The organism is Kocuria sp. CPCC 205261 (assembly GCF_040981025.1).
In the GTDB taxonomy this organism is placed as follows: Bacteria; Actinomycetota; Actinomycetes; order Actinomycetales; family Micrococcaceae; genus Kocuria; species Kocuria marina.
This window is the reverse complement of sequence record NZ_JAVKPU010000014.1, coordinates 47,039-71,246: the sequence shown is the minus strand read 5'-3', so window position 1 is coordinate 71,246 and position 24,208 is coordinate 47,039. Positions and strand designations below refer to the sequence as shown.

Genomic DNA, 24,208 nt, shown 5'->3' with positions numbered 1-24,208 from the left:
GACACACTATTGAGTTGACAAACAACAAACCACACCACCAGACCCCTCACCAGGGCCACAACGGTCGGTTGCGATCTACAAGCTTAGCTGCGGATGACCCGGGCTGCAACTCGAAATGAACTCTCGATTGCTTCCTGCTGTCATCGCTCTTCAGCGGCTTGCGGGGAACCATCCTAGCACACCTTCTCGCCGTTGTGCGCGGCTCGTCAGTGGTGGGATCGACCCCGTTTCGTTGCCCCGTTCGGCCTTCGCGGCCGCTGCCGTGGCAACTCGGAAGACATTACACGCCCCCACCGGAGACGGCAAACCTGGGACGGCGAACCCTCCGGAGAGGGAGAACCCTCCGGAGACGGAGAACCCGCGGGAGCACGTGCTCCCGCGGGTTCTGCATTCAATGATGCGTGACCTGATCAGTCCCGGTCGCGCGCCGTCGGGCTGGTGCTCGCACCCTTGGCCGGCTTCAGGAACAACACCGCGAGCGGAGGGACGGTGACCTCGGCGGACGCCGGCTTCCCGTTGTATGCACCCTCGGCCGCGGTGACCCGGCCCAGGTTGCCCACGCCGGAACCACCGAAGATGTCGGAGTCCGTGTTGAGCACCTCGTCCCACTCCCCCGCCCACGGCAGACCCAACCGGAAGCGCTCGTGGGTATTGCCCGCGAAGTTGGCCACGCACACGAGCGGGTTGCCCTGGTCGTCCCATCGGGTGAAGGACAGCGTGTTGCGCTTGGCGTCGTTGGCGTCGATCCACTCGAAACCGGACGGGTCATTATCTCGTGCGTACAGGGCCGGGGTCTCGCGGTAGATCTCGTTGAGGCTCTTCACCAGCTCCTGCACGCCGTGGTGCGGTGGGGTCTCGGAGAGCCACCAGTCCAGGCCGTGCTCCTGGGACCACTCGGACTCCTGGGCGTACTCGGTGCCCATGAAGATCAGCTGTTTACCCGGGTGGGCCCACATGTATGCGAGGTACGCGCGCACGTTGGCGAGCTGCTGCCACCGGTCACCAGGCATCTTGCGCAGCAGGGAGCCCTTGCCGTACACGACCTCGTCGTGGGAGATGGGAAGGATGAAGTTCTCCGAGTAGGCGTAGACCATGGAGAACGTGGCCTTGTTGTGGTGGTAGTGCCGGTTGACGGGATCCTCGGCCATGTACTCGAGGCTGTCGTGCATCCACCCCATGTTCCACTTGATCCCGAAGCCGAGACCGCCGGCGCTCGTGGGTTTGGTGACCCCTGGGAAGGACGTGGACTCCTCCGCAACCATGACGATCCCTGGATTGCGCCGGTACGCGGTGGCGTTGGCCTCCTGCAGGAACGCGATGGCCTCGAGGTTCTCGCGTCCGCCGTACTGGTTGGGCTCCCACTCGCCGTCGTTGCGCGAGTAGTCCAGGTAGAGCATGGAGGCCACGGCGTCCACGCGCAGCCCGTCCACGTGGAACTCCTCGAGCCAGTAGTTCGCGTTGGCCACGAGGAAGTTGCGCACCTCCCGGCGGCCGTAATCGAAGATTAGCGTGCCCCAGTCCTTGTGCTCGCCGCGGCGGGGGTCCGGATGCTCGTAGAGCGGTTGCCCGTCGAACTTGGCGAGCGCCCACTCGTCCTTGGGGAAGTGGCCGGGGACCCAGTCCACGAGCACACCGATGCCGGCCTGGTGCAGCTGGTCCACGAGGTAGCGGAACTCGTCCGGGGAACCGAAGCGCGACGACGGCGCGTAGTAGCCGGTGACCTGGTAACCCCACGAACCACCGAAGGGGTGCTCCGCGACCGGCATGAACTCCACGTGGGTGAAGCCCTGCCACGTGAGGTACTCCACGAGTTCGCGGGCGAGATCCACGTAGCCGAGACCCATGCGCCACGAGCCGATGTGCATCTCGTACACGCTCATGGGTGCGTTGTGGGGATCCTTGGCCGCGCGGGCCTGCATCCACGCGTCGTCCTGGAACTCGTAGGAGGACTCGAACACGCGCGACGCGGTGGACGGCGGGATCTCGGTGCCGAAGGCCATGGGGTCCGCCTTGTCCCGCCACGAGCCGTCCGCCGCCCGGATCCGGAACTTGTAGGTGTCTCCGGAGCCCATGCCGGGCACGAACACTTCCCACACACCGCTGGAACCCAGCGAGCGCATGGCATGCTCGGAACCGTCCCACCCGTTGAAGTCACCAATCACGCGCACGGCCCGGGCATTGGGGGCCCACACCGCGAAGCTCACGCCGGAGACGTCCCCCATGGAGGACGGGTAGTGGTGCACGTGGGCACCGAGCACGGTCCACAGGGTCTCGTGCCGGCCCTCGCCGATCAGGTGCAGGTCCAGCTCGCCCAGGGTGGGCGCGAAGCGGTAGGGGTCGTCGACCTCGGCGGGCTCCTTGCCCGCATAGGTCACTAGGACGCGGTAGTCGGGGATCTTGCCCTCGTCGTGCGCGGGGACCACGCCGGTGAAGATCCCACCCCACTCGTGCTCGAGGGGGAACGTCCCGTTGAGCGTGCGCACCGAGACGTGCGTCGCGAAGCGTCGCAGGGTCCGGATGGTCACCGAACCGTCCGGGTTGAAGTGCGCCCCGAGCACCGCGTGGGGATCGTGGTAGCGCCCCTCGGCCACCGCTGCGAGCACGTCCGCGCTCACGGGCACGGGCCCGCCCGCGGGGTGCTCCCGTTCCGACGCCGCTGCGACGCTCTGCTGGGAAGTCCCGGCCCGAGTCGATGCGTGGTTCCCGCCCGCAGTCTCCGCCGGAGCCGTCACGTCATTACCGTCGGCGGTCCGAGCCGACGCGTCGTTCGTCCCGGTCGCCTCCGACGCAGCGCCCCGCGCGTTGCGCGGTTCCGCCGACGGCGCCCGGCCGTCGGCGTGCTGCGCGGACTCGGATGCCGGGGTCGGCGTGGATTCGGGGCCCGTAGGAGTCGACGACGCCGCGGGGCCGGTGTTCTCGGGGTGTTCAGGGGTCACGAAATCCTCGGTTCTGGATGCAGGTGTGTGGCTCTCGTGTGTTTCACGCCTCACGTTACGGGAGCGCGCACGTTCAAGCGAACGCACCACGGCACCGGCCGGGACCGCGACCCAGCCCGGGCGGTTACGCTGCTCGTAGACCACTTCGTACAGGCCCTTGTCAAGCCACAGGGCGCGGAAGAGCACCGAATCCCGGTCCACGCCAGAACCGCTCGTGCGGGCGTACCCCTCGAGGAACGCGTCCGAGACCGCGTCGGTCCAGGCGCTCATGTCCTCGTCCCGCTCGCGCGCGGCCATGGCGCCCGCATAGTCGAACGAGCGCAGCATGCCGACGACGTCGCGCAGGGCCACGTCCGGGCGGACACGCTCCTTAATGGGTCGTAGGGGCTCACCCTCGAAGTCCAGGATCCGGAACCCCTGGGCGTCGTTGTGCAGCACCTGGCCCAGGTGGTAATCACCGTGGATCCGTTGCAGGGCGGGGATCTCCCGCATCCGGGACAGCTGCTCGAGCAGGTCCTCGACCTCGGCCTGGTAGGAATCGAAGTAGTCCCCGCAGGACTCCCACGCCCAGCGGATCCGCGAGGCGAGGTCGTCCAGGAACCGGCGCCGAGCATCGTCGTTCGCGGTGACGGGGTCGAAGGCGCCGAGGAGGTCGGCGTGGACGCGCGCGGTCGTGGCACCCAGCTCGGCCGCGAGCTCGGAGAAGTCCCGGGCATGGCTCGCCGCATCCAGGGCCATGGCCCACGCGTCCCGCGAATCGGCCAGGAACTGGGCGGCCACCGCGAGCTGACCGGACGTGGTGACCAGGCCCTGGCGCCACTGGGCGTCGAGCCATCCAGCCGTGGCCGGGACCGCGGTGGAACCGTGCGACGTGAGTTTGACGCCCACCTCCACGTCCGGGTTGCGCCCCTCCCCCACCACGCGGAAGAACTTCACGATCACCGCGTCGCCGCCCAGCGCCGAATCCGAGTCCTCCGCGTCCTGCGGGGTGAGGATCACGGACGTGTTGGACTGCTCTGAGGAGATCACCCGCACCTGATCCGCGGAGGCAATCCGATAATCCGTGTTCATGGCCCCGGTGTAGCGGCCGTGCAGGCCCATCCCGTGGCGCAGCACCCCGCCCTCGGTCAGCTGCGCATCCATGATCCGCAGCACCCGGTCCATGAAACCTGGGTCCCCCACGGCGTCGTAGAGGTGGAACGTGGCCGTCTCGTCCGCGGTGGTGCTCTCGCTGCCCTGTGCATCGGCGCGGGCCCCACTACGACCGGACGCGCCGGCCTTCTCCTGGGCGCCGGCGGTTTGACCGGCCTCCGGGGAGTCCTCCGAGGTGATGGGTTGGGCGGTCCGCGAGCGCTCCGAGCGGCGTCGTTCGCGGAAAGAACCCGCGTGCGAGATGGCGCGGCGCAGGAACGAGGCCGAGGCCTCCGCACCCGCGATCAGCTGCTCGGGCAGGGGACGGTCCGGGCCGCCGGAGCAATAGCTGCCGATCGCGAAGCGCTCGAGCTCGGGCAGGGCTTCGGTGCTGCGCACGACCGGTACGTTGAGTAATTCGCTGCGCTCGCCCACCGTGGCCTGGACCAGGAACATGATGCGTTCCGTGCCGCGATGCGATCCGGTGCCGGAATCCAGGGTCGCGCGGCCCACGACGCTCAAGCGCAACTGGTCCGGGGTGGCCGTGAACGGGAACCACCGCTGCCGCGGCAACCAGTCGCGCAACCTGTCGAGAAATTGCTGATCCGTCATGGAGGGTCCCCCGCTTTCGTCTGGACAATCACTGCTTCGCGCGCGGGCCGTACCCGCGCGCGCTCACTCGTTGCGCGCGGGCTTGATGATGGGCATGGCCACCGTCTCGGGGTGGGAACCGTCCGTGCCGGGGGTCATGCGCAACCGGAGCCAGAAGAAGTCCTGCGAACCGAGCGTGATGCGGTAGTCGCCCTGTTCCGAGAAGGAGCCGAACGGTTCACCGCCGAACAGTTCCCGGGTGCCCCGGCCCGCGTACTCGGCCAGGTGCACGCTGCAGCTCGCGGGGACGTGGGAAAGGTTGAACACGCACAGCAAGGTCTCCCCCACGCCGTCGTCCGCGTCCTGCGGGCTCAAGCGGCGCAGGAACGCCAGGACGGATTCGTGGTCCGTGCTCACGTTGACGTAGTCCCCCAGACCGAACGCCGGGTGCGCCTTGCGCACCATGAGCATCTGCCGGATCCAGTGCAGCAGGGAGGAGGACGACGCGAGCTGCGTCTCCACGTTCGTCTGCGTGTAGTTGTAGACGAGCGACTGCACGACCGGGAGATAGAGCTTGCCCGGATCCGCGGTGGAGAAGCCGGCGTTGCGGTCGGGGGTCCACTGCATGGGTGTGCGGGACGCGTCGCGGTCGTCGAGCCAGATGTTGTCCCCCATGCCGATCTCGTCCCCGTAGTACAGGAACGGCGACCCGGGCAGGGACAACAACAGCGCGTGCGCGAGTTCGAGCTCCGCGCGGGAGTTGTCGAGCAGGGGTGCCAAGCGGCGTCGGATACCGATGTTCGCGCGCATGCGCGAATCCGGGGCGTACCACCCGAGCATGGCCTGGCGTTCCTCGCTCGTGACCATCTCGAGCGTCAACTCGTCGTGGTTGCGCAGGAACGTGCCCCACTGCGTGCCCCGCGGGATCTGCGGCGTGTGCTCCATGGTGGAGACGATGGGCGAGGCCTTCTGATCGCGCAATGAGTAGTAGATCCGCGGCATGATCGGGAAGTGGAAGCACATGTGGCACTCGGGCGCCTGCTCCGTGCCGAAGTACTCCACGACCTCGTGCGGCATCTGGTTGGCCTCCGCGATGATCACGCGGCCGGGGTACTCGCGGTCCACCATCTCGCGCAGCCGCACGAGGAAGTCGTGGGTCCCGGGCAGGTTCTCGCAGTTGGTCCCCTCCTCCTCGATGAGGTAGGGGATGGCGTCCGCGCGGAAGCCGTCGATGCCCATGTCCAGCCAGAACTTCACGACGTCGAACACGGCCTCGACGACCTTGGGGTTCTCGAAGTTCAGGTCCGGCTGGTGGGAGAAGAACCGGTGCCAGAAGAACTGCCGCCGCACGGGGTCGAAGGTCCAGTTGGAGACCTCGGTGTCCACGAAGATGATCCGCGCGTCCTGGTACTTCTCGTCCGTGTCCGACCACACGTAGAAATCGCCGTACGGCCCCTCCGGGTCCTCCCGGGAGGCCTGGAACCACGGGTGCTGGTCCGAGGTGTGGTTCAGCGGCAGGTCGGTGATGACCCGCAGACCCCGCGCGTGGGCCTCCGCGACCAGTCGCTTGAAGTCGCTCACGGTGCCGAACTCGTCCAGCACGGAGTAGTAGTCGGAGATGTCGTAGCCGCCGTCCCGCAGCGGGGACTCGTAGAACGGGGGCAGCCACAAGCAATCGATCCCGAGCCACTGCAGGTAGTCGAGTTTGTCGATCAGACCCGAGAAGTCGCCGGAGCCGTCACCGTTGGCGTCCGAGAAGGCTCGCACGAGCACCTCGTAGAACACGGCCTTGCGGAACCAGTCCGGGTCGTGCGCGAGCCCGGGAGCGTTGAGTTGGAAAGGAGTGGTGCTCATGGTCGGCTGGACTGCCCTCTCGGAGAAACGTGCGTGTCGGTCGTGACGGGTGCGGGGTGCCGGCCGCCGTGGTGCGCCGCGCTCAGCGGTCGGGGCGCATCGCGACGGCGCTCGCTCACTTGACCCCGCGGCGGACGCTGAGCACGTGCGCGGGTTCCACGTACGGATCCAGGCGCACGTAGTTGTGGGTGCCCCACTTCCAGCTCGCACCGGAGATCAGGTCGTCCACCCAGAAGGAGCCGTCCTCGTTGAAGTCCTGGCCCCGCAGGTCCAGGGAGTCGAGGTCCAGCCACACGGTGGCCTCCCGCGCGCTGTGCGGGTCCGTGTTGAGCACCACGATCACGGTGTCCCGGACCTGCTCGCCGTCCCGCTCCACGGTCTTGGTCTTGCTGTAGGCCACGATGGCGTCGTCCGTGGAATTCTGCAGCGTGAGGTTCTGCAGGTCCCCGAGTGCGGGATGGTCCTTGCGGATCCGGTTCAGGCGCGTGATGTACGGCGCGAGCGACTCGCCGCGTTCCACGGCGGCGTCGAAGTCACGCGGGCGCAACTGGAACTTCTCGTTGTCCATGTACTCCTCCGCCCCGGGACGAGCGACGTGCTCGAACAACTCGAAGCCGGCGTACACGCCCCACAGCGGGGACGCGGTGGCCGCCAGGGCCGCGCGCACCTTGAACGCGGCCGGGCCACCGAACTGCAGGTACTCGGTGAGGATGTCCGGGGTGTTCACGAAGAAGTTGGGCCGGTAGAACCCGGAGGTCTCGTGGGAGATCTCCTGGAGGTACTCCTCGATCTCCTCCTTGGTGTTGCGCCACGTGAAGTACGAGTAGGACTGCTGGAACCCGGCCTTGGCCAGCCCATGCATCATGGCCGGACGAGTGAACGCCTCCGCGAGGAACACCGTGTCCGGGTGGTTCTTACGCACCCTGGCGATCAGCCACTCCCAAAACCACAGGGGCTTGGTGTGCGGGTTGTCCACGCGGAAGATGTTCACGCCGTGACCGATCCACAGCTCCACGACCCGCAGTACCTCGGCGGCGAGGCCCTTGGGGTCGTTGTCGAAGTTCAGGGGGTAGATGTCCTGGTACTTCTTGGGCGGGTTCTCGGCGTAGGCAATGCTGCCGTCCGCGCGGGTCGTGAACCACTGCGGGTGCTCGGCGACCCACGGGTGATCCGGGGACGCCTGCAGCGCGAGGTCCAGCGCGACCTCGAGACCGAGATCATGGGCGTGCGCGACGAACGCGTCGAAGTCCTCGAAGCTCCCGAGGTCCGGGTGGATCGTGTCGTGACCGCCCTCCGGCCCACCGATGGCCCACGGGGAACCGGGGTCCTGGGGTCCGGCCGTGAGGGTGTTGTTCGGCCCCTTGCGGTGGTTGCGCCCGATCGGGTGGATGGGCGGGAGGTACGCGACGTCGAAGCCCATGGCCGCGGCCCGGTCCAGGGCCGCGATGGCCGTGCGGAACGTCCCCGGGGTCCACTCGCCCGTCTCGGGGTCGTACGTGGCGCCCTCGGAGCGCGGGAAGAACTCGTACCACGCACCACGACCCGCGGCCTCGCGCTCGACGCCGAGCGGGTAGCGCGGGGACGAGCTGAGCAGATCGCGCAGCGGCCGCTCACGAACGTAGTCCAGGAGCTGCGGGGACGTGGCGATCTCCCACCGCTGTTCCGGCGTGCGGTCGGTGTCCGCCATCGCTTCGGCGGCGTCCTCGAAGACCCGGGCCTCATCGGTCGAGCGATCGGACTCCTTGGAGGCGGCGTCGAAGAGCAGGGCCGCTTCCTGGAACATGAGCTCGACGTCCTGGCCGACCCCCAACTTGATCTGCGCGGCGTGGTGCCACGTGTCGTAGAGATCCGACCAGCCCTCCACCGCGAAACTCCAGGGGCCCTCGTACTCGGGACGCAGCCACGCCTCGTAGCGGTCCGTCCCGGGGGCCACGAGCGTCATGAGTCGGCGCTGGGTCTCACGGCCCTGCGGGTCGTACAGCACCGCGGTCACACCGAGGGAGTCATGACCCTCGCGGAACACGGTCGCGCTCACCCGGATGTCCTCACCGGGAACGGCCGTGGCGGGGAAACGCCCACCCTCGATCACGGGGCTCACGTCCGTCACGGGGATCCGCCCGTACACGAGATCGTCCGACGGGAAGTCCGCCAGGTGCTCGTCGTCCCCGGAATCGGTGTCCTGCTCGGCCGGGGCCTGCGCCGCGGCTTCGGCGTGCGGATCAGGTGCGGACTGAGTGTCGGGCTCGTACTGCGTGTCGGGCTCGCGCTGCGCTCCGGGTGCGGACTGTTGGTCGGATGCGGGCTGCGCCTCGGATTCGGTGTCCTCGGTAGGTGTTACGACCGCGGCGACCTCCTCGGCCGCGCCCGGTTCCGCATATGCGTGGGCGTCCGGCTGCCCGGCACCGGCGGACGACGCCGCTTCGGTTGCCTCCGGCGCGGACGGGACGCGAGCGGCATCGTCGTGGGGCTCCGCTCGGCGTACCGAGGGGGCGACGTCGGGAACGCCCGTGGCCGGGACCGGCGGGGTCAAGCGGGACCCGACGTCCGGGTGGGCATCGCCCGCGTGGGGATCCGGCACGGGATCTGAGGACGGACGGCGGCCCTGGGGCTGTGAGTTCTGCTGCGACACGAGACCAACGTTAGCGACAAACGCCCCGATTCATAAGGCCGTGGCCGTGGTCCCCGAACCGCGACGGCGACGCGCTCGCGTCACACGTCGGACCCCGTGGAGCGGCGGGGCCGAAGCCGCTAGGCTCGGGACCGTGAAGGCCATCCACAGGTTCACCGTCCGCACCGTCCTGCCCGAGTCGATCGCTGCACTCTCACGATTGGCCAAGAACCTCCGATGGACGTGGCATCAGCCCACCGAGGACCTCTTCGCCGAACTCAACCCGCACGCGTGGGACGCGGTCCACGGGGACCCCGTCAAGCTCCTGGGCTCGCTCACGCGCGAGGAGATCCAGCAGATCGCCGCGGACCCCGAGCTCGTGGCACGCATCCGCGACCTCGACGCCGATCTGGACACCTACCTCACCGAACCCCAGTGGTACCAGCGCACGCAGGGCGAGGACGCCCCGGCGGCCGTGGCGTACTTCAGCGCCGAGTACGGCATCACGTCCGCGCTTCCGCAGTACTCGGGCGGACTCGGGATCCTCGCCGGGGACCACTTGAAGACCGCGTCCGACATGGGCGTGCCCGTGGTGGGCGTGGGATTGCTGTACCAGGCCGGGTACTTCAAGCAGTCGCTGTCCCGGGACGGCTGGCAGCAGGAGACCTACCCGGTGCTGGACCCGGATGAACTCCCTCTCACCCTGCTGCGCGAAGCGGACGGTACGCCCGCGCGCGTGGTTCTCCCGCTGCCCGAGGGCCGGACGCTGTCCGCGCAGATTTGGCGGGCGGACGTGGGCCGCGTGCCGCTACTGCTGCTGGACTCCAACATCAGCGAGAACGACGACGCCGCACGCAACGTCACCGACCGGTTGTATGGCGGCGGCAGCGACCACCGGTTGTACCAGGAACTCTTGCTGGGCATGGGAGGGATCCGGGCGCTGCGCGCGCACAGCAGGATCACGGGTGCGCCCACGCCGGAGGTCTACCACTGCAACGAGGGCCACGCGGGTTTCCTGGGCGTCGAGCGGATCCAGGAACTCATGAACCCCGGGGCCGACGCCCAGGCCATGATGTGGGAGGAAGCACTCACCGCGGTGCGCGCCGCGACCGTGTTCACGACCCACACCCCGGTCCCGGCCGGCATCGACCGCTTCGAACGCGATCAGATCGCCCACGTCCTCGCCGCGGGGCTCGCCCCGGATGTCCCCTCCGAGCGCGTGCTTGAGCTGGGTGCGGAGACCATGCCGGGCGGTGACCCGAGCAAATTCAACATGGCGGTCATGGGGTTGCGGCTCGCCCAGCGTGCCAATGGCGTGGCCGAGCTCCACGGTGCCGTGTCCCGGTCCATGTTCCACGGGCTGTGGGAGGGCTTCGACACCGAGGAGGTCCCGATCACCTCGGTGACCAACGGCGTGCACGTCCCCTCCTGGATCGACCCCGCCGTGTGGCGCATGGCCGTGGACCCGGAGGAGAACGACACCAACCCGGCCGCTCGTTGGCGCAGGATCTACAATGTGTCCGACGCCGAGCTCTGGGCCACCCGCCGCGCCCTGCGGGAACGCCTCGTGCACGACGTCCGCGAGCGTCTACGGGCCTCGTGGAAGCGCCGCGGTGCTGCGGACGCGGAACTGGGCTGGACGAAGTCCGTGCTGGACCCGGACGTGCTGACCATCGGTTTCGCACGCCGCGTCCCCACGTACAAGCGGCTCACGCTCATGCTGCGCAACCCGGAACGGCTCAAGCGGATCCTATTGGACCCCCGCCGCCCCGTGCAGTTGGTGGTCGCGGGCAAGTCCCACCCCGCGGACGAGATGGGCAAGCGGATGATCCAGGACCTCGTACGGTTCACGGACGATCCGCAGGTGCGTCACCGGATCGTGTTCCTGCCCAACTACGACATCGCCATGGCGCGTGTCCTGTTCCCGGGGTGCGACGTGTGGCTCAACAACCCGCTGCGTCCGCTCGAGGCGTGCGGGACCTCCGGGATGAAGGCCGCGATCAACGGCGGGCTCAACCTTTCCGTCCTGGACGGGTGGTGGGACGAGATGTACGACGGGCAGAACGGCTGGGCCATCCCCACCGCGGACAACAAGGCCGGCACGGACGAGCGCGATGACATCGAGGCCGCCGCGCTGTACGAACTCATCGAGAGCCACGTGGCACCGCGGTTCTACGGTGACGGTTCCGAGGACGCCACGACCGCGGCCGGACCCGACACCGCGCCGTCGCGAGCGAGCACCGTGCCGCACCAGTGGCTCGCCATGGTGCGCCACACGCTCGCGACCCTCGGGCCCAAGGTCTCCGCCCGGCGGATGCTCACCGACTACGTCAACGAGCTGTACGTCCCCGCGTGCGTCGCCGGCCGGCGCGTGACCACGGACGACGGCGCCCTGGCCCGCGGCACGGCCCACTGGGTCGAGCGCGTGCGTACCGCGTGGCCGCAGCTGCGGATCGAGCACGTGGACGCACACGGTGTGCGCCAGGAACCGCAGATCGGTGACGAGCTCACGGTCAACGCGTACGTAGATCTGGGCGAGCTGACCCCCGAGGACGTGACCGTGCAGGTCAGCTACGGGCGCGTCTCGGAAACCGATCACATCCACGAACGGTCCTACGCCACGCTCGAGGACGTGACCGAGCTGGGTGGGGGACGCATGACGTTCTCCGGGCCCATCACGATCGACCGCTCCGGCCCGTTCGGGTACACCGTGAGGGTGTTGCCGCGCCACGACGAGTTGGCCTCACCGGCCGAACTCGCTCTCGTGCGCAACGCCGGGGACTGACGTCCGGCCCGCCCGGTTCACGCGATCGCGAACATCGCGATGCTCTGTGCCGGGACCGTGAGCTCCTCCCCGGCACGCCATCGGTTGCCGGTCAGTTCGTCGAGCTGAGGGTCCGTGGCGAGCACGAGCCGGTACGAGGCCCCCTCCACGTCCGAGCCGGCCAGGTTCTCGAAGCGCGGCAACACCGCGGCCACGGGCGATGCGGTGCCGTTGAGCACGAACAGTCCCGCGAGGTCACCCCCGCGCGCGCCGATCACGATCTGCAGCGCACGGACCCCGTCCGTCTGCCACAGATCGTCGCTCATGGGCTCCCCGGAACTCGCGTACCACTTGAGCACCACGTCCCGGGGGCGCGTGGGGAAGTCCCGGGGTTGGCTCGCCAGGAAGGCCCGGCGGATCCGGATGAGCCGCTGGGTCGTGCGTAGCATGGACCGATCCAGGGGTGTGAGTCGCCAGTCCACCCACGAGAGCCGGTTGTCCTGGCAGTACGCGTTGTTGTTGCCCTCCTGGGAGCGCAACAGCTCGTCCCCCGCGGTGATCATGGGGATGCCCTGCGAGAACAACAGGGTGGCCATCATGTTGCGCGCGGTGGCCGCGCGGGCGGCCCGCACGCGCACGTCCGGGGAGAAGCCCTCGTGGTCGTGGTTCCACGAGTGGTTGTCGTTGGTGCCGTCCGCGTTGTTCTCGCGGTTGGCCTCGTTGTGCTTGGCGTCGTACGCCGTGAGGTCGTAGAGCGTGAACCCGTCGTGCGCGGTGATGAAGTTGACCGAGGCCAGCGTGGTGCGCCCGTGCGGGGCGAACAGGTCCGCGGACCCGGAGATCGCCCCGGCGAGCCGACCGGCGGTGCCCCCACCGCCCCCGCGACGCATGGTGCGCTGACCCGAGAGCCAGAAGTCCCGCACGGTGTCCCGGTAGTGGTCGTTCCAGTCCGCCCAGCCGGTGGGGAAGCGCCCGGTCTGCCAGCCACCGGCGCCCACGTCCCACGGTTCGGAGATCATCCGCACGCCCTGCAGCACCGGATCCGCGGCGATCGCCACGAAGAACGGGTGGTTGCGCGTGAAGTGGTGGTGCTCGTCGCGGCCCAGTTCGGGAGCCAGATCGAAGCGGAAGCCGTCCACGTGGCACTGCGTGACCCAGTAGCGCAGGGAGTCCAGAGCCATGCGCACGACCTGGGGGTTGCCGAAATCCATGGAATTGCCGCACCCGGTCACGTCCACGTAGTTGCCGTGCTCGTCGTGGCGGTAGTACTCCCAGTCCCCGAGCCCGCGCCAGCAGTACGGGCGCTGCGTGGGTCCGCCTTCTGCGGTGTGGTTGTACACGACGTCCAGGAACACCTGCAGCCCCGCGCCGTGCAAGGCGTCCACGGCGGCCTTGAACTCGTTGAGCACCGCGGTGGGCCCGGCCTCCTGGGCGGCCTTGGTCGCGTACCCCGCATGGGGTGCAAAGAACGCGAGGGTGTTGTACCCCCAGTAGTTGGTGAGCCCATTCGCGGTCAGGTGGGCCTCGTCCAGGTGGGCGTGCACGGGCAACAACTCCACCGCAGTGATCCCCAGGCTGCGCAGGTACTCGAGCATCACGGGGTGCGCGAGTCCCGCGTAGGTGCCGCGCAGCTCGTGAGGGATCCCCGGGTGCAGCATGGTAAGGCCCTTCACGTGGGCCTCGTAGATCACGGTCTCGCGCCACGCCGGCCGGGGCCGGTCGTGGTCGCGCCACTCGTGGTCCTGGGCGACCACCACGGAGACGTACTCCCCGCCGTAGGCGTCCGCACCGGGATTGACGACGTCGCGCGGTGGCGCCACACGCGTCAGTCCCCGCCCGTAGGGGTCCAGCAGGACCGGTTCGTACGCCGGATCCGGCACGGGACTGCCCTCGGGCCGGGCACTCACGAATCCGTACTCGGTCCCCTCGGGCATCGCGGGACACACGTCCCGTGCGAGCTCGCCCGGGGTGAGTTCCACCTCCGGCACATGGCGTGGGCGCGAGACGGTCGCGTAATGGATCCCGTGGTTCTCCCCCGCGAGCCGTAACCGCTGCCACGATTCACCGGGGCGCCGGAACATGAGGTCCACCTCGGTCAGTCCCGGGGCGTACACCGCGACGTTGGCGGTCCCGTCCCCGGACGGGGAGGGGTGGACGCCCAGCGGATAACTACGCGCTTGCACGCCGGCGCGCGATCTCGTACAGCGTGATCCCCACCGCCATGGACGCGTTGAGGGACTCCATCGCGGATTCGATGGGGATCGACACGATCGCGTCGCAGTGCTCTGTCACCAGGCGGGACAGGCCCTTGCCCTCGGAGCCCACGACCACCACGAGGGGCTCGGTGGCCAACTCGAGCTGCGGCAGGTCCACATCCCCGCCGCCGTCGAGGCCGACCACGAAGTAGCCCTGCTTCTTGCAGTTCTCGAGCGTGCGCGTGAGGTTCGTGGCCTTGGCCACGGGGACGCGCGCCGCAGCACCCGAACTCGTCTTCCACGCCGTGGCCGTGACCCCGGCGGAGCGGCGCTCGGGCAGGATGACCCCGTCCCCGGCGAACGCGGAGACGCTGCGGATGATCGCACCCAGGTTGCGGGGATCGGTGATCCCGTCCGCCGCGATGAGCAGGGGCGGGCGGGAATCATCGCCCCGGTCGGCCATGAGGGAGGCCGCGAGCTCGTCCGCGTCCTGGTAGTCGTACGGCGGGACCTGCAGCACCACACCCTGATGGATCGCGTCCGCGGAGAGCCGGTCCAGCTCGCCGCGCGAGGCCTCGAGCGTGGGCACCTGGGCCTCGGCGCACAACTGCAGGATGTCCTTGACGCGGTCGTCCATCTCGATCTTGGTGGCCACGAACAACGTCTTGGCGGGCACCCCGGCGCGCAGGGCCTCCAGCACGGCATTGCGCCCCGTGACGAGGTCCTCCTTGATGGGCCCGGACCCCGTGCGGGACGGACGCCGGTGCAGGTTCTGCTGCTTGCGCGCGACCGCCTGCTTGGCCTTGTACGCCTTGTGGTAGACGCGGTCCTCGGCCTTGGGCGTGGGGCCGCGGCCCTCCAGGCCCTTGCGGCGCTGGCCGCCGCTACCCACGACCGGACCCTTCTTCTTGCGCGTGGCTCCGGGTCGGTTCTTCTGGGCCATGGTCAATACTCCGTGTCTGTCACGGGTCACGGCCCGCGGGCCGCCCCGGGGTGGTCGGCGATCTGGCTCCAGTTTAGGCCAGGCTCATTCCCCCACGGACCACTCGGACCCCCGGGCGCCGTCCTTCACGACGACGCCAGCAGCGGCCAGCTGGTCCCGGATCCGGTCCGCGAGCGCCCAGTCCTTCGCCTCACGCGCGGCGGCACGCTGGGCCAGCAGGTCCTGGACGAGGGAGTCGAGCGCGCGGTGCTCGGCGCCGTCGGCGTCCCGAGCGCCGTCGAGACTCATCAAGGGGAGCAATCCCAGGACGTCGGACATGCCCGCGATCGCGGAGACGAGCGGCTGGGCGGTCGAGGCCTCCGGGCCCGAGAGAGCCGTGTTGGCCGCGCGCACCGTCTCGTGCAGCACCGCGAGCGCACGGGGCACGTTGAGGTCGTCGTCCATGACCGCGACGAACTCCTCAGGCACATCCATGTGCTCCCAGGACACGCTGAGTCTGGAATGCTGCGCGGCCGCGAGGACGGCTTCCACGCGCTCGACGGCGGCGGTGGCCTCCCGCAGGGACGTGGGCCGGTAGTCCAGCACGGAACGGTAGTGGGCCTGGCCCAGGTAGTAGCGCACGGCGAGCGGCCGTGCTTCCTCGAGCATGCTCGCCGGGGAGACCGTGTTGCCGATCGACTTGGACATCTTCTCGCCCTCGTACGTCACGAGCCCGTTGTGCAACCAGAAGTTGGCGAACGGGCGGCCCGCCGCGGTGGACTGGGCGAGCTCGTTCTCGTGGTGCGGGAAGCGCAGGTCTAGGCCACCGCCGTGGATGTCGAAGTGCGCGCCCAGGTATTTGTGGGCCATGGCCGAGCACTCCAGGTGCCAGCCGGGGCGGCCGCGGCCCCACGGGGAATCCCACGACGCCGTGGCGGGTTCGCCCTCCTTGTGTCCCTTCCACAGCGCGAAGTCGCGGGGATCGCGCTTGCCGCGGGGATCGGCGTCCGGGGCGTCCTGCATGTCCTCCACGCGTTGCCGGGTGAGTTCGCCGTAGCGGGGCCACGAACGGACGTCGAAGTAGACGTCGCCGGAATCGTCGAGTGCGGGGTACGCGTGCCCGGCGTCGATCAGCTCCTGGATCAGCGAGTGCATCTCCGGGACGTGGCCCGTGGCCCGGGGTTCGTACGTGGGGGCCTCGATACCGAGCGCGGCGTAGGCCCGCCCGAACACACCCTCGAACCGGTAGGCCAGCGCCCACCACGGTTCGCGCGGGTGGTCACCCTGGTAGTCGTTCTCGAACGAGGCGTGCGCGTTGGCCAGGATCTTGTCGTCGATGTCCGTCACGTTGCGCACCGTGGTGACCTCGTAGCCACGGAAGCGCAGCCAGCGGGCCAGGATGTCGAACACGAGCGCGGAACGCACGTGGCCGATGTGCGGTGCGCCCTGCACCGTGGCACCGCAGTAGTAGAGGCCCGCCTCGCCGGGTCGCACGGGGACGAAGTCCTTGACGGTCGCGGAAGCGGTGTCATAGAAGCGCAAAGTCACCCTGCCAGTCTAACGGGGTGGCGCCGCACGCTCGCGGCGGGCGGGTTCGGTCGGCCGGCACTACTGGCGCCCCCCGGTGGACTCGACCGGTCTGCTGGGTTGCGGCCGGTGGGCTCGGTCGCCGCCCGTTTGGGCTCAGCCGCGCGGGAACACGATCGCGGTGGCGATCGCCGCGAGACCCTCGCCCCGGCCCGTGAGCCCCAGGGCGTCCGTGGTGGTCGCGCTCAGGTGCACCGGCGCGCCGGCCGCTTCCGTGAGCACCGCGGCGGCCTCGTCCCGCCGCGGGGAGAACTTGGGTCGGTCGCCCACGAGCTGGACGGAGACATTGCCCACCCGGAAGCCGGCCTCGGTCACGATCCGCACTGCCTCCGAGAGGATCCGACACCCCGAGGCCCCGGCGAACTCCGGGCGGTCCGTTCCGAAGTGTGCTCCCAGGTCCCCCACGCCGGCCGCGGAGAACAGCGCGTCCGCCGCGGCGTGTGCCACGACGTCCCCGTCCGAGTGCCCGCTCAGTCCCCGCTCGCCGGGCCACATGAGTCCGGCGATCCACAGCGGAGTGCCTTCCGGGCCGAAGGCGTGCACGTCCACCCCGATCCCCACGAGCGGGACGGGGAACGGCCGGGGTTCCGGGGTCGATGGATCGGCGGGGCCTGGGGTTGCGTCAGTCATGCGGCCATTGTGCCGGACAGGCCGAGTCCCGCTCACGCACGATCGCGTGGGCGAGTACCAGGTCCAGGGGACGGGTGATCTTGAAGGACTCCTCGTGCCCGGCCACGAATTCCACGGGGTGTTCGGGGGCGAACAGTTCCACAAGACTCGCATCGTCCGTGATGCCTTCGGGATCCCCTGCGGAACCCGTCACCGTGGTGGCCGTCTCTGCCGTTCGAACACTGTGCCCGAGCCGGGGGTCCTCCCCCGTGGCGTCCAGTGGGCCGTCCGGGAGCAGACCGGCCGCGCGGTTCACCCGTTCGAGCAGTGCACGGTCGAAACCCTGGGGTGTCTGGACGCTGCGCAGCCCCGCCCGGTCCACCGTCCCGGTACTGCGCCCGTGGGTGTCCACCCCGCGCACGGTGTCGGTCACCGGGGTCACGGGAACCACGGCCTGTGCACCCGTATGCAGGGCGGTGACCACCCGCTCGAGGACGGCGGGCGGAGTGAGACAGCGAGCGGCGTCGTGCACCAGGACGTGGGTGACACCCGCGGGCAGGGCGGTCAGTGCCGCCGCGACCGACTGGGCGCGTGTGGCACCCCCGGTCACGGCCGCGGCCCCCGCGGCGCGCGCGACGGCCGTGAGGTCCGTGTCTCCGGCGGGCACGGTCACGATCACCGCGGCACCGGGCAGGGTCCCGCACACCGTGGCAAGCGCGTGCTCCAGGATCGGTCGACCGGCCACGGGGACGAGCGCCTTGGGCATCCCGTACCCGAGCCGCGTGCCGGAACCGGCGGCCACGACAATGACGGCGAGCCCGTCCATGGCGGACGGGCTCGCGAGGTCGGAAATCTGGGACACGAAGACGTGCTACGGGAATCAGGCCGCGGACAGGATGTCGTCCAGGCGCTTCTCCGCTTCTTCCTCGTCGATCTTCTTGGCCAGTGCCAGCTCGGAGGTTAGGATCTGGCGGGCCTTGGTCAGCATGCGCTTCTCGCCGGCGGAGAGGCCCTTGCCGCGATCGCGGCGCCACAGATCACGCACGACCTCGGCGACCTTGAGGACGTCGCCGGAGGCGAGCTTCTCGAGGTTGGCCTTGTAGCGGCGCGACCAGTTGGAGGCTTCCTCGGCGTCCTTGGCCTGCAGGACCGCGATGACCTCCTTGAGGCCTTCCTCGTCCACGACGTCCCGCACACCCACAAGATCGACGTTCTCCGCCGGGACCTCGATCATGAGATCGCCCTGGGTGACCTTCAACCGGAGATACATCTTCTCCTCACCCTTGATGGTTCGAGTCTTGATCTCCTCGATAGTTGCGGCACCGTGGTGCGGATAGACAACCGTTTCGCCAACCTCAAAAACCATGCACAAACCCCTTTCAGCCCGCCAAGTCTACCACGGTGTATGATTGCCCACCTTTCCGCGAGCCCCGTCCGTGGCCGCTCCACGAACCGCATCACGGGGCCTTATGGAGGCCACCCGGGAAGCGCCCGGGCGGGTGTGCGTGACCCGGCCGTGCGGCGTCGTCGTCACTCCATAAGCGCGCGTACCACGGGCCCACGGGCGCGCCACGAACGGGGCGCGGATGCAGACGATCCGTGGCCAAACCGATAGACTGACTGCAGATTTTGCACCCGCTGTCAGAGAGCCCGAGGAGTTCGTGCCGTGAAGAACGCCGCCCACAAGAAGTTGCAGCACCTCGGAATGGGTGCGGCGGCACTCGCCGTCCTGACCGGTGTGAGCGGGTGCGCGTACATCAGCCCGCAGGCCACCATGGACAGCTACGCCCCGACGGACGGGATCCAGATGGAGCTGGGTGACGTCCAGCTGCGCAACATCCTGGTCGTCGCCGAGGACGAGAACTCCGAGGGCCGCGTGTTGGGCACCCTGATCAACACCGGCGACCAGACCGAGACCGTCACCATGGACGCCAATGGCGCCCGCGCGAGCGTGGAGGTCCCCGCCAACCAGGAGGTCGTGCTCGAGAAGTCCCGGCCCGTGCTGTTGGACCGCGCCGGCGCGAACCCCGGCCTGATGGTGGACACCACGTTCACCGCGGACGACCAGGACCAGACCACCCAGGTCCCCGTCCTGGACCACACCTACCCGCGCTACGCATCCTTCGTCCCCGGCGGCGCACCGTCCACCCCGGCCAACCCCTCCAACACCCCGGCCCCCGCGGGCGAGGCGCACGGCGGGCACTGACCTCTCATACCACCCGCGCCAACCGGCGCGATCGAGCGAGCGCCCGGGCCCCGAACACGAGGGTCCGGGCGCTCGCTTTCTCAGACCGGTGTACAGACGTAAGAACCGCACCCTGCTAAGGGTGCGGTTCTTACGTCATACGGGTGCCGCTCCGTGGAGGCGTCGGGATCAGGGCTCGAACTTGTACCCGAGACCGCGCACGGTCACGATGTGCTGCGGCGCGGACGGCTCCGGTTCCACCTTGGAACGCAGCCGCTTGATGTGCACGTCCAGGGTCTTGGTGTCCCCCACGTAGTCGGAACCCCACACCCGGTCGATGAGCTGGCCCCGGGTGAGCACGCGGCCCGCGTTGCGCAGCAGCATCTCCAGCAGTTCGAACTCCTTGAGCGGCATGGCCACCGGCTCCCCGCCCACGTGGACCACGTGACGCTCGACGTCCATCCGCACGGGACCCGCGGCGACCGTGGCCGTGATCAGTTCCTCCGGTTCGGAATGCCGCCGCAGCACCGCCCGGATCCGCGCCACGAGTTCGCGCGACGAATACGGCTTGGTCACGTAGTCGTCCGCGCCGAGCTCCAACCCGAGCACCTTGTCAATCTCCGCGTCCTTGGCGGTGAGCATGATAATCGGGACCGTGGAGCGCTGCCGGATCTGTTTGCAGACCTCGGTCCCTGACTGGCCGGGCAGCATGAGGTCCAACAGGACGAGGTCCGCGCCGGTGCGGTCGAACTGCGCCACGGCCTCGAGCCCGTCCGCGACCACGGTGACCTCGAACCCCTCACGGCCCAGCAGGTACGCCAACGGGTCGCTCAGGGATTCCTCGTCCTCGATCATGAGAATCTGGGTCACGCGCGCTCCTCCACTCGCTGTTTACGCAGCCCTCCGCGCGGGGGCTCCGCCTGGTCCTCGGGTTCCTCCATGGGCGGCAGCACGAGGGTGAACGTGGACCCCCGGCCCGGCTGGGACCACACGGAGACCTCCCCGCCGTGCTGCGCCATGACGTGTTTGACGATGCTCAATCCCAGACCGGTACCCCCGGTCTGGCGGGACCGAGCACTGTCCACCCGGTAGAAACGTTCGAAGATCCTGTCCTGCTCGGTCTCCGTGATGCCGGGGCCCTGATCCGTGACGGTGATGTGCGCCATCCCCTCCCGCTCCCGCAGGCCGATGCCCACGCGGGTGTTCTCCGGGGAGTACCGCACGGCGTTGTCGATCAGGTTGCGCACCGCGGTCACGAGCATGTCCGGGTCCCCGAACACGGGGGTTTCGATCCGCCCGCCCACCTTGATGCTGATGTTCTTGGCCTCCGCGGCCAGTTTGTTCCGGTCCACGGCCTCACGCACCGCGCGGTTGAGATCCACGGCAGTGCCTTTGGCCACCACGTCCGTGGCCTGCAACCGGGACAGTTCGATGATGTCCTGCACGAGCGCACTCAGCCTCATGGACTCGCGCTGCAGGCTCGCGGCGAAGTGGCGGACCGCGTCCTGGTCTTCCGCAGCGTCCTCGATGGCCTCGGACAACAGGCTGATGGCGCCCACGGGCGTCTTCAACTCGTGGGAGACGTTGGCCACGAAGTCGGTGCGGATGGACTGGGCGCGCACGATCTCGGTCTGGTCGTCCGCGAGCAACAGGATGTACTCGTCCGCGATGGTCACGACCCGCACGTCCAGCACGATCGACCCGTGTTGGAACTGCCCGCGGGTCAGCTCCAGGCGCTTCTCCTCCACGACGCCGTTGCGGCGCGTATTGCGGATCATCTCCAGCAGGTCCTGGTGCACCACCGTGTGCCCGCGCACAATCCCGTACGCGTAGGACGCGGGGGACGCGCGCACGACGCCGTCCACGCCGTCGACCACGACGTACGCGAGGCCCAGTGCCGCGAGGATCTCCGCGGTGCCCTCGGGCAGCGTGGGTTCCTGGACGTCCGCCAGCGAATGACGACGCCGCTGGCTCACCCGCACGGCGATCACCCCGCTGATGCCGAGCAAGAAGCCGATGAAACCGGCCAGCAGGGCAATCGACGTATCGCTCACGGTGTCAGCTTAGACGGCCCGCCCGGACGCACCCCGGTGATCCGCGCGCCGTGGGGGCCGGTTCAACGAACGTTCACCTGGGGATGACGATTCGTTCACGGCAGCCTGTGAACCTGGTCGGGCGCGTGCGAATTCGTCGTGCCGCTCCCCCGATGACATCCCGATGGCACCCGGCCCACTCAACCCGCGTAGGCTACGGACCAGGACTTGCCATGAACGAAAGGACGCCCCCTGTGCGTAAGGTTTTCCAGGCTGAGCTCCACCAGGTCGGTGAGGAGCTGATTCAGATCGCCACGCTCGTGCAGCAGGCATTGGGCAGCGCCCGCACCGCATTCCTCGACGCCGACATCCAGGTGGCCGAAGAGGTCATCTCCAACGACGCTCGCATCGACTTCCTGCAGAACGATCTCGATGAGCGTTCCATCGACATCCTGGCCCTGCAGTCCCCCGTGGCCTCCGACCTGCGCATGATCGTGGGCGCGTTGCGTATGAGTGCCTCGCTCGAGCGCATGGGCGACCTGGCCCGTCACCTGGCCCAGCTGGCCCGGTTGCGCTTCCCCGAGCCCGTCCTGCCCGAGGCCATGCGCGGGCACTTCGAGGAGATGTTCGACATCGACGCGCGTCTGGTCGAGCGCGTGATCTCCGTGCTCGAGGACCGGGACATCTCCGAGGCGGACCAGATCTTCGCCCTGAAGTCCGAGCTGAACCTCAAGCACCAGCAGGTGTTCGAGATGCTCGCGGATCCCAACTGGGATTCCTCCGTGCCCACCGCGGTGGACGTCACGCTCGCTTCCCGCTACCTCGAACGCATCGGTGACCACGGCGTCTCCGTGGCCCGCAAGGTCTCCTACCTCGTGACCGGCGACTGGGCCCCCGCGACCGACAGCCACCCCACCGGCCACGGACACATCGGCGCCGACGCCGGCGAGTGAGCGGTGCGGGTCCCGGTGGCGTGAGCCGCCGGGACCCGTGACGGCGCGCCCCGGGTGGGATCATCCGGGGACCGGCCCGAGCGGCGTCGTCCGATGGCTCCGAACGGCGGCGTACACGCGGCCCCGCGAGACACGGCGACAATGAGAATCCCCGGCACCGAAGTGTGCCGGGGATTCTTCACGGTGCCAGAAGGGTTACTTCTTGCCCTGGTTAGCCACGGCCTTGATGGACTCGGCGGCGGCGTCCGGGTCCAGGTAGCGCCCACCGGGGGTCACGGGCTTGAGGTTCTGATCCAGCTCGTAGTACAGCGGGATGCCCGTGGGGATGTTCAGCCCGGCGATGTCGTCGTCCGAGATGCCGTCCAGGTGCTTGACGAGTGCGCGCAGCGAGTTGCCGTGCGCGGCCACGAGGACCGTCCTGCCGCTCTTGAGATCGGGGACGATCTGCTCCTCCCAGTACGGCAGGAACCGCTCCAGGACGTCCTTGAGGCACTCGGTGCGGGGCAGGTCGGCGACGTCCGCGTAGCGGGGATCCCCGGCCTGCGACCACTCGGAGGAATCGTCCAGGGCGGGCGGCGGGGTGTCGTAGGAACGGCGCCAGACCATGAACTGTTCCTCGCCGTACTGCTCGCGGATCTCCGCCTTGTTCTTGCCCTGCAGGGCACCGTAGTGGCGCTCGTTGAGCCGCCACGACCGCTTGACGGGGATCCAGAGGCGGTCCGCGGCGTCGAGCGCGAGGTTGGCGGTGTTCATGGCGCGGCGCAACAGGGACGTGTGCACCACGTCCGGCAGCAGCTGGTTCTCGGCGATCAGTTCACCGCCGCGGGTGGCCTCGGCGCGGCCCCTGTCCGTGAGCGGGACGTCCACCCAGCCCGTGAACAGGTTCTTCTCGTTCCAGTCGGACTGACCGTGGCGCAGCAGGATGAGCTTGTGGGTAGCGGAATCGTTAGCCATGGGGCCATTGTCCCACCCCGGGGCCACCGAGGGAACGCGTGTCGTGACGTGCGCACTACAGTGTGGGTGTGCCAACCCAGCCCCGCCCCGTGGGATCGATCACCCGCGGGACCACGAACCCGAACCGCCTCCGGCGCGCGGACCGGTACCTCACCGGGATCCTGGGCCCGCTCGTGCGCCGGGCATACGACCCCCTGCTCGTGGACCTGGGGTTCGGGGCGGCCCCGATCACCGCGGTCGAGCTGTGGCAGCGGGCGCGCACGGTGCGCCCGGACGTGGAGGTCATGGGCATCGAGATCGACCCGGACCGGGTGGCCGCGGCCCAACCCAACACCCGCCCGGGGCTGTCCTTCCGGTGCGGGGGCTTCGAGATCCCCTCGGGGTCACGCTCCCCGGTCTTCGTACGCGCGTTCAACGTGCTGCGGCAGTACCCGGTGGAAGAGGTCCCCGCCGCGTGGCACCTCGCGTGCGGGCGGCTCGCGCCGAACGGGGTCCTGATGGACGGCACGTGCGACGAGATCGGGCGCCTGGCCACGTGGTTGTGTTGCACCGTGGAGGGCCCCCGCACCTTCACCGTGAGTATGCGCCCAGGTGCGTTCACCGTGCCCTCGGACGTGGCCGCGCGACTGCCCAAGGCGTTGATCCACCGCAACGTCCCGGGCGAGCGGGTCCACGCATTCCTCGCGGCCGCCGACGCCGCGTGGCTGGCCAACGCGGCCCTGTCACCATTCGGTCATCGACAGCGCTGGACGGCGATGTGCCGGGACCTGCGCGCCGCCGGGTGGCCCGTACTGCACGGGCCCCACCGGTGGCGGCTCGGGGAACTCACGGTGCCGTGGTCCGCGGTCGCGCCGGACGAACCGGGATGGCGCGTCGAGGGCTGACC

The 24,208-nt window shown here is 69.1% G+C and carries 16 protein-coding genes; 4 read left to right on the top strand and 12 right to left on the bottom strand.

The genetic code is table 11. From position 1 onward, the window contains the following. Nucleotides 1-410: 410 nt before the first annotated feature. The 3 genes from glgB to RF646_RS12195 all read right to left on the bottom strand — a co-directional run bounded on the left by glgB (nucleotide 411) and on the right by RF646_RS12195 (nucleotide 8,664). Nucleotides 411-4,679 carry a 1,4-alpha-glucan branching protein GlgB gene (gene glgB / locus RF646_RS12205; RefSeq protein ID WP_368836105.1) on the bottom strand — a complete coding sequence of 1,423 codons (4,269 nt, stop codon included), beginning with the start codon at nucleotides 4,677-4,679 and terminating at the stop codon, nucleotides 411-413. 63 nt (nucleotides 4,680-4,742) lie between these two features. Continuing rightward, entirely contained in the window at nucleotides 4,743-6,512 is a 1,770-nt protein-coding gene (gene treS, locus RF646_RS12200; protein WP_368836104.1) for a maltose alpha-D-glucosyltransferase, read from the bottom strand. A gap of 115 nt (nucleotides 6,513-6,627) precedes the next feature. Beyond that, nucleotides 6,628-8,664, bottom strand: coding sequence for an alpha-1,4-glucan--maltose-1-phosphate maltosyltransferase (locus RF646_RS12195; protein WP_368836106.1), 2,037 nt, complete (start codon nucleotides 8,662-8,664; stop codon nucleotides 6,628-6,630). 610 nt (nucleotides 8,665-9,274) lie between these two features. On the opposite strand from RF646_RS12195, the gene glgP reads away from it, so the two are divergent. After that, the gene (glgP, locus tag RF646_RS12190) at nucleotides 9,275-11,905 is read left to right on the top strand and encodes an alpha-glucan family phosphorylase (RefSeq protein WP_368836103.1); all 2,631 of its coding nucleotides are present in this window, start codon (nucleotides 9,275-9,277) and stop codon (nucleotides 11,903-11,905) included. A gap of 17 nt (nucleotides 11,906-11,922) precedes the next feature. On the opposite strand, the gene glgX is transcribed toward glgP, so the two are convergent. The 6 genes from glgX to RF646_RS12160 all read right to left on the bottom strand — a co-directional run bounded on the left by glgX (nucleotide 11,923) and on the right by RF646_RS12160 (nucleotide 18,563). Beyond that, nucleotides 11,923-14,067: a glycogen debranching protein GlgX gene (gene glgX, locus RF646_RS12185; RefSeq protein WP_368836102.1), complete on the bottom strand. Its 2,145-nt coding sequence runs from the start codon at nucleotides 14,065-14,067 to the stop codon at nucleotides 11,923-11,925. After that, complete coding sequence (gene rlmB, locus RF646_RS12180) at nucleotides 14,054-15,022, bottom strand: 23S rRNA (guanosine(2251)-2'-O)-methyltransferase RlmB (RefSeq protein ID WP_085108335.1); 969 nt, start codon at nucleotides 15,020-15,022, stop codon at nucleotides 14,054-14,056. Before rlmB ends, glgX begins: the two co-directional genes overlap by 14 nt. An 84-nt stretch (nucleotides 15,023-15,106) precedes the next feature. After that, entirely contained in the window at nucleotides 15,107-16,549 is a 1,443-nt protein-coding gene (gene cysS, locus RF646_RS12175) for a cysteine--tRNA ligase (protein ID WP_368836101.1), read from the bottom strand. 135 nt (nucleotides 16,550-16,684) lie between these two features. Then, entirely contained in the window at nucleotides 16,685-17,218 is a 534-nt protein-coding gene (ispF, locus tag RF646_RS12170; RefSeq protein ID WP_085108329.1) for a 2-C-methyl-D-erythritol 2,4-cyclodiphosphate synthase, read from the bottom strand. Next, nucleotides 17,211-18,059 (bottom strand): 2-C-methyl-D-erythritol 4-phosphate cytidylyltransferase, encoded by an 849-nt coding sequence (locus RF646_RS12165; RefSeq protein WP_368836100.1) that lies wholly within the window; start codon nucleotides 18,057-18,059, stop codon nucleotides 17,211-17,213. The genes ispF and RF646_RS12165 overlap by 8 nt, the downstream gene beginning before the upstream one ends. A gap of 18 nt (nucleotides 18,060-18,077) precedes the next feature. Next, on the bottom strand, nucleotides 18,078-18,563 hold the full coding sequence (locus RF646_RS12160) for a CarD family transcriptional regulator (protein WP_064846759.1): 486 nt from the start codon (nucleotides 18,561-18,563) through the stop codon (nucleotides 18,078-18,080). Between the two features lie 300 nt (nucleotides 18,564-18,863). On the opposite strand from RF646_RS12160, the gene RF646_RS12155 reads away from it, so the two are divergent. Continuing rightward, nucleotides 18,864-19,403, top strand: coding sequence for a hypothetical protein (locus RF646_RS12155; protein ID WP_368836099.1), 540 nt, complete (start codon nucleotides 18,864-18,866; stop codon nucleotides 19,401-19,403). 168 nt (nucleotides 19,404-19,571) lie between these two features. On the opposite strand, the gene RF646_RS12150 is transcribed toward RF646_RS12155, so the two are convergent. Beyond that, the gene (locus RF646_RS12150; RefSeq protein ID WP_085108326.1) at nucleotides 19,572-20,252 is read right to left on the bottom strand and encodes a response regulator transcription factor; all 681 of its coding nucleotides are present in this window, start codon (nucleotides 20,250-20,252) and stop codon (nucleotides 19,572-19,574) included. Further along, nucleotides 20,249-21,436, bottom strand: coding sequence for a cell wall metabolism sensor histidine kinase WalK (locus RF646_RS12145; protein WP_064846277.1), 1,188 nt, complete (start codon nucleotides 21,434-21,436; stop codon nucleotides 20,249-20,251). The genes RF646_RS12150 and RF646_RS12145 overlap by 4 nt, the downstream gene beginning before the upstream one ends. 233 nt (nucleotides 21,437-21,669) lie before the next feature. On the opposite strand from RF646_RS12145, the gene phoU reads away from it, so the two are divergent. Next, the gene (gene phoU / locus RF646_RS12140) at nucleotides 21,670-22,368 is read left to right on the top strand and encodes a phosphate signaling complex protein PhoU (protein ID WP_085108323.1); all 699 of its coding nucleotides are present in this window, start codon (nucleotides 21,670-21,672) and stop codon (nucleotides 22,366-22,368) included. A 195-nt stretch (nucleotides 22,369-22,563) separates the two neighbouring features. Here the strand turns inward: phoU and RF646_RS12135 are convergent, their stop codons facing one another. Further along, nucleotides 22,564-23,322, bottom strand: coding sequence for a phosphoglyceromutase (locus tag RF646_RS12135; protein ID WP_064846279.1), 759 nt, complete (start codon nucleotides 23,320-23,322; stop codon nucleotides 22,564-22,566). A 68-nt stretch (nucleotides 23,323-23,390) separates the two neighbouring features. Here RF646_RS12135 and RF646_RS12130 point away from each other — a divergent pair, with 68 nt between their 5' ends. Continuing rightward, nucleotides 23,391-24,206, top strand: a complete 816-nt coding sequence (locus tag RF646_RS12130) for a class I SAM-dependent methyltransferase (protein WP_144998972.1) — start codon at nucleotides 23,391-23,393, stop codon at nucleotides 24,204-24,206. Nucleotides 24,207-24,208 lie beyond the last annotated feature (2 nt).

Bases quoted from the DNA above. Each gene is read 5' to 3' on its own strand.
- ispF (WP_085108329.1), bottom strand. From the start codon at position 17,218: ATGACTGACGCAACCCCAGGCCCCGCCGATCCATCGACCCCGGAACCC.
- rlmB (WP_085108335.1), bottom strand. From the start codon at position 15,022: ATGGCCCAGAAGAACCGACCCGGAGCCACGCGCAAGAAGAAGGGTCCG.
- RF646_RS12160 (WP_064846759.1), bottom strand. From the start codon at position 18,563: ATGGTTTTTGAGGTTGGCGAAACGGTTGTCTATCCGCACCACGGTGCC.
- treS (WP_368836104.1), bottom strand. From the start codon at position 6,512: ATGAGCACCACTCCTTTCCAACTCAACGCTCCCGGGCTCGCGCACGAC.
- glgB (WP_368836105.1), bottom strand. From the start codon at position 4,679: ATGACGGATCAGCAATTTCTCGACAGGTTGCGCGACTGGTTGCCGCGG.
- RF646_RS12135 (WP_064846279.1), bottom strand. From the start codon at position 23,322: ATGGCTAACGATTCCGCTACCCACAAGCTCATCCTGCTGCGCCACGGT.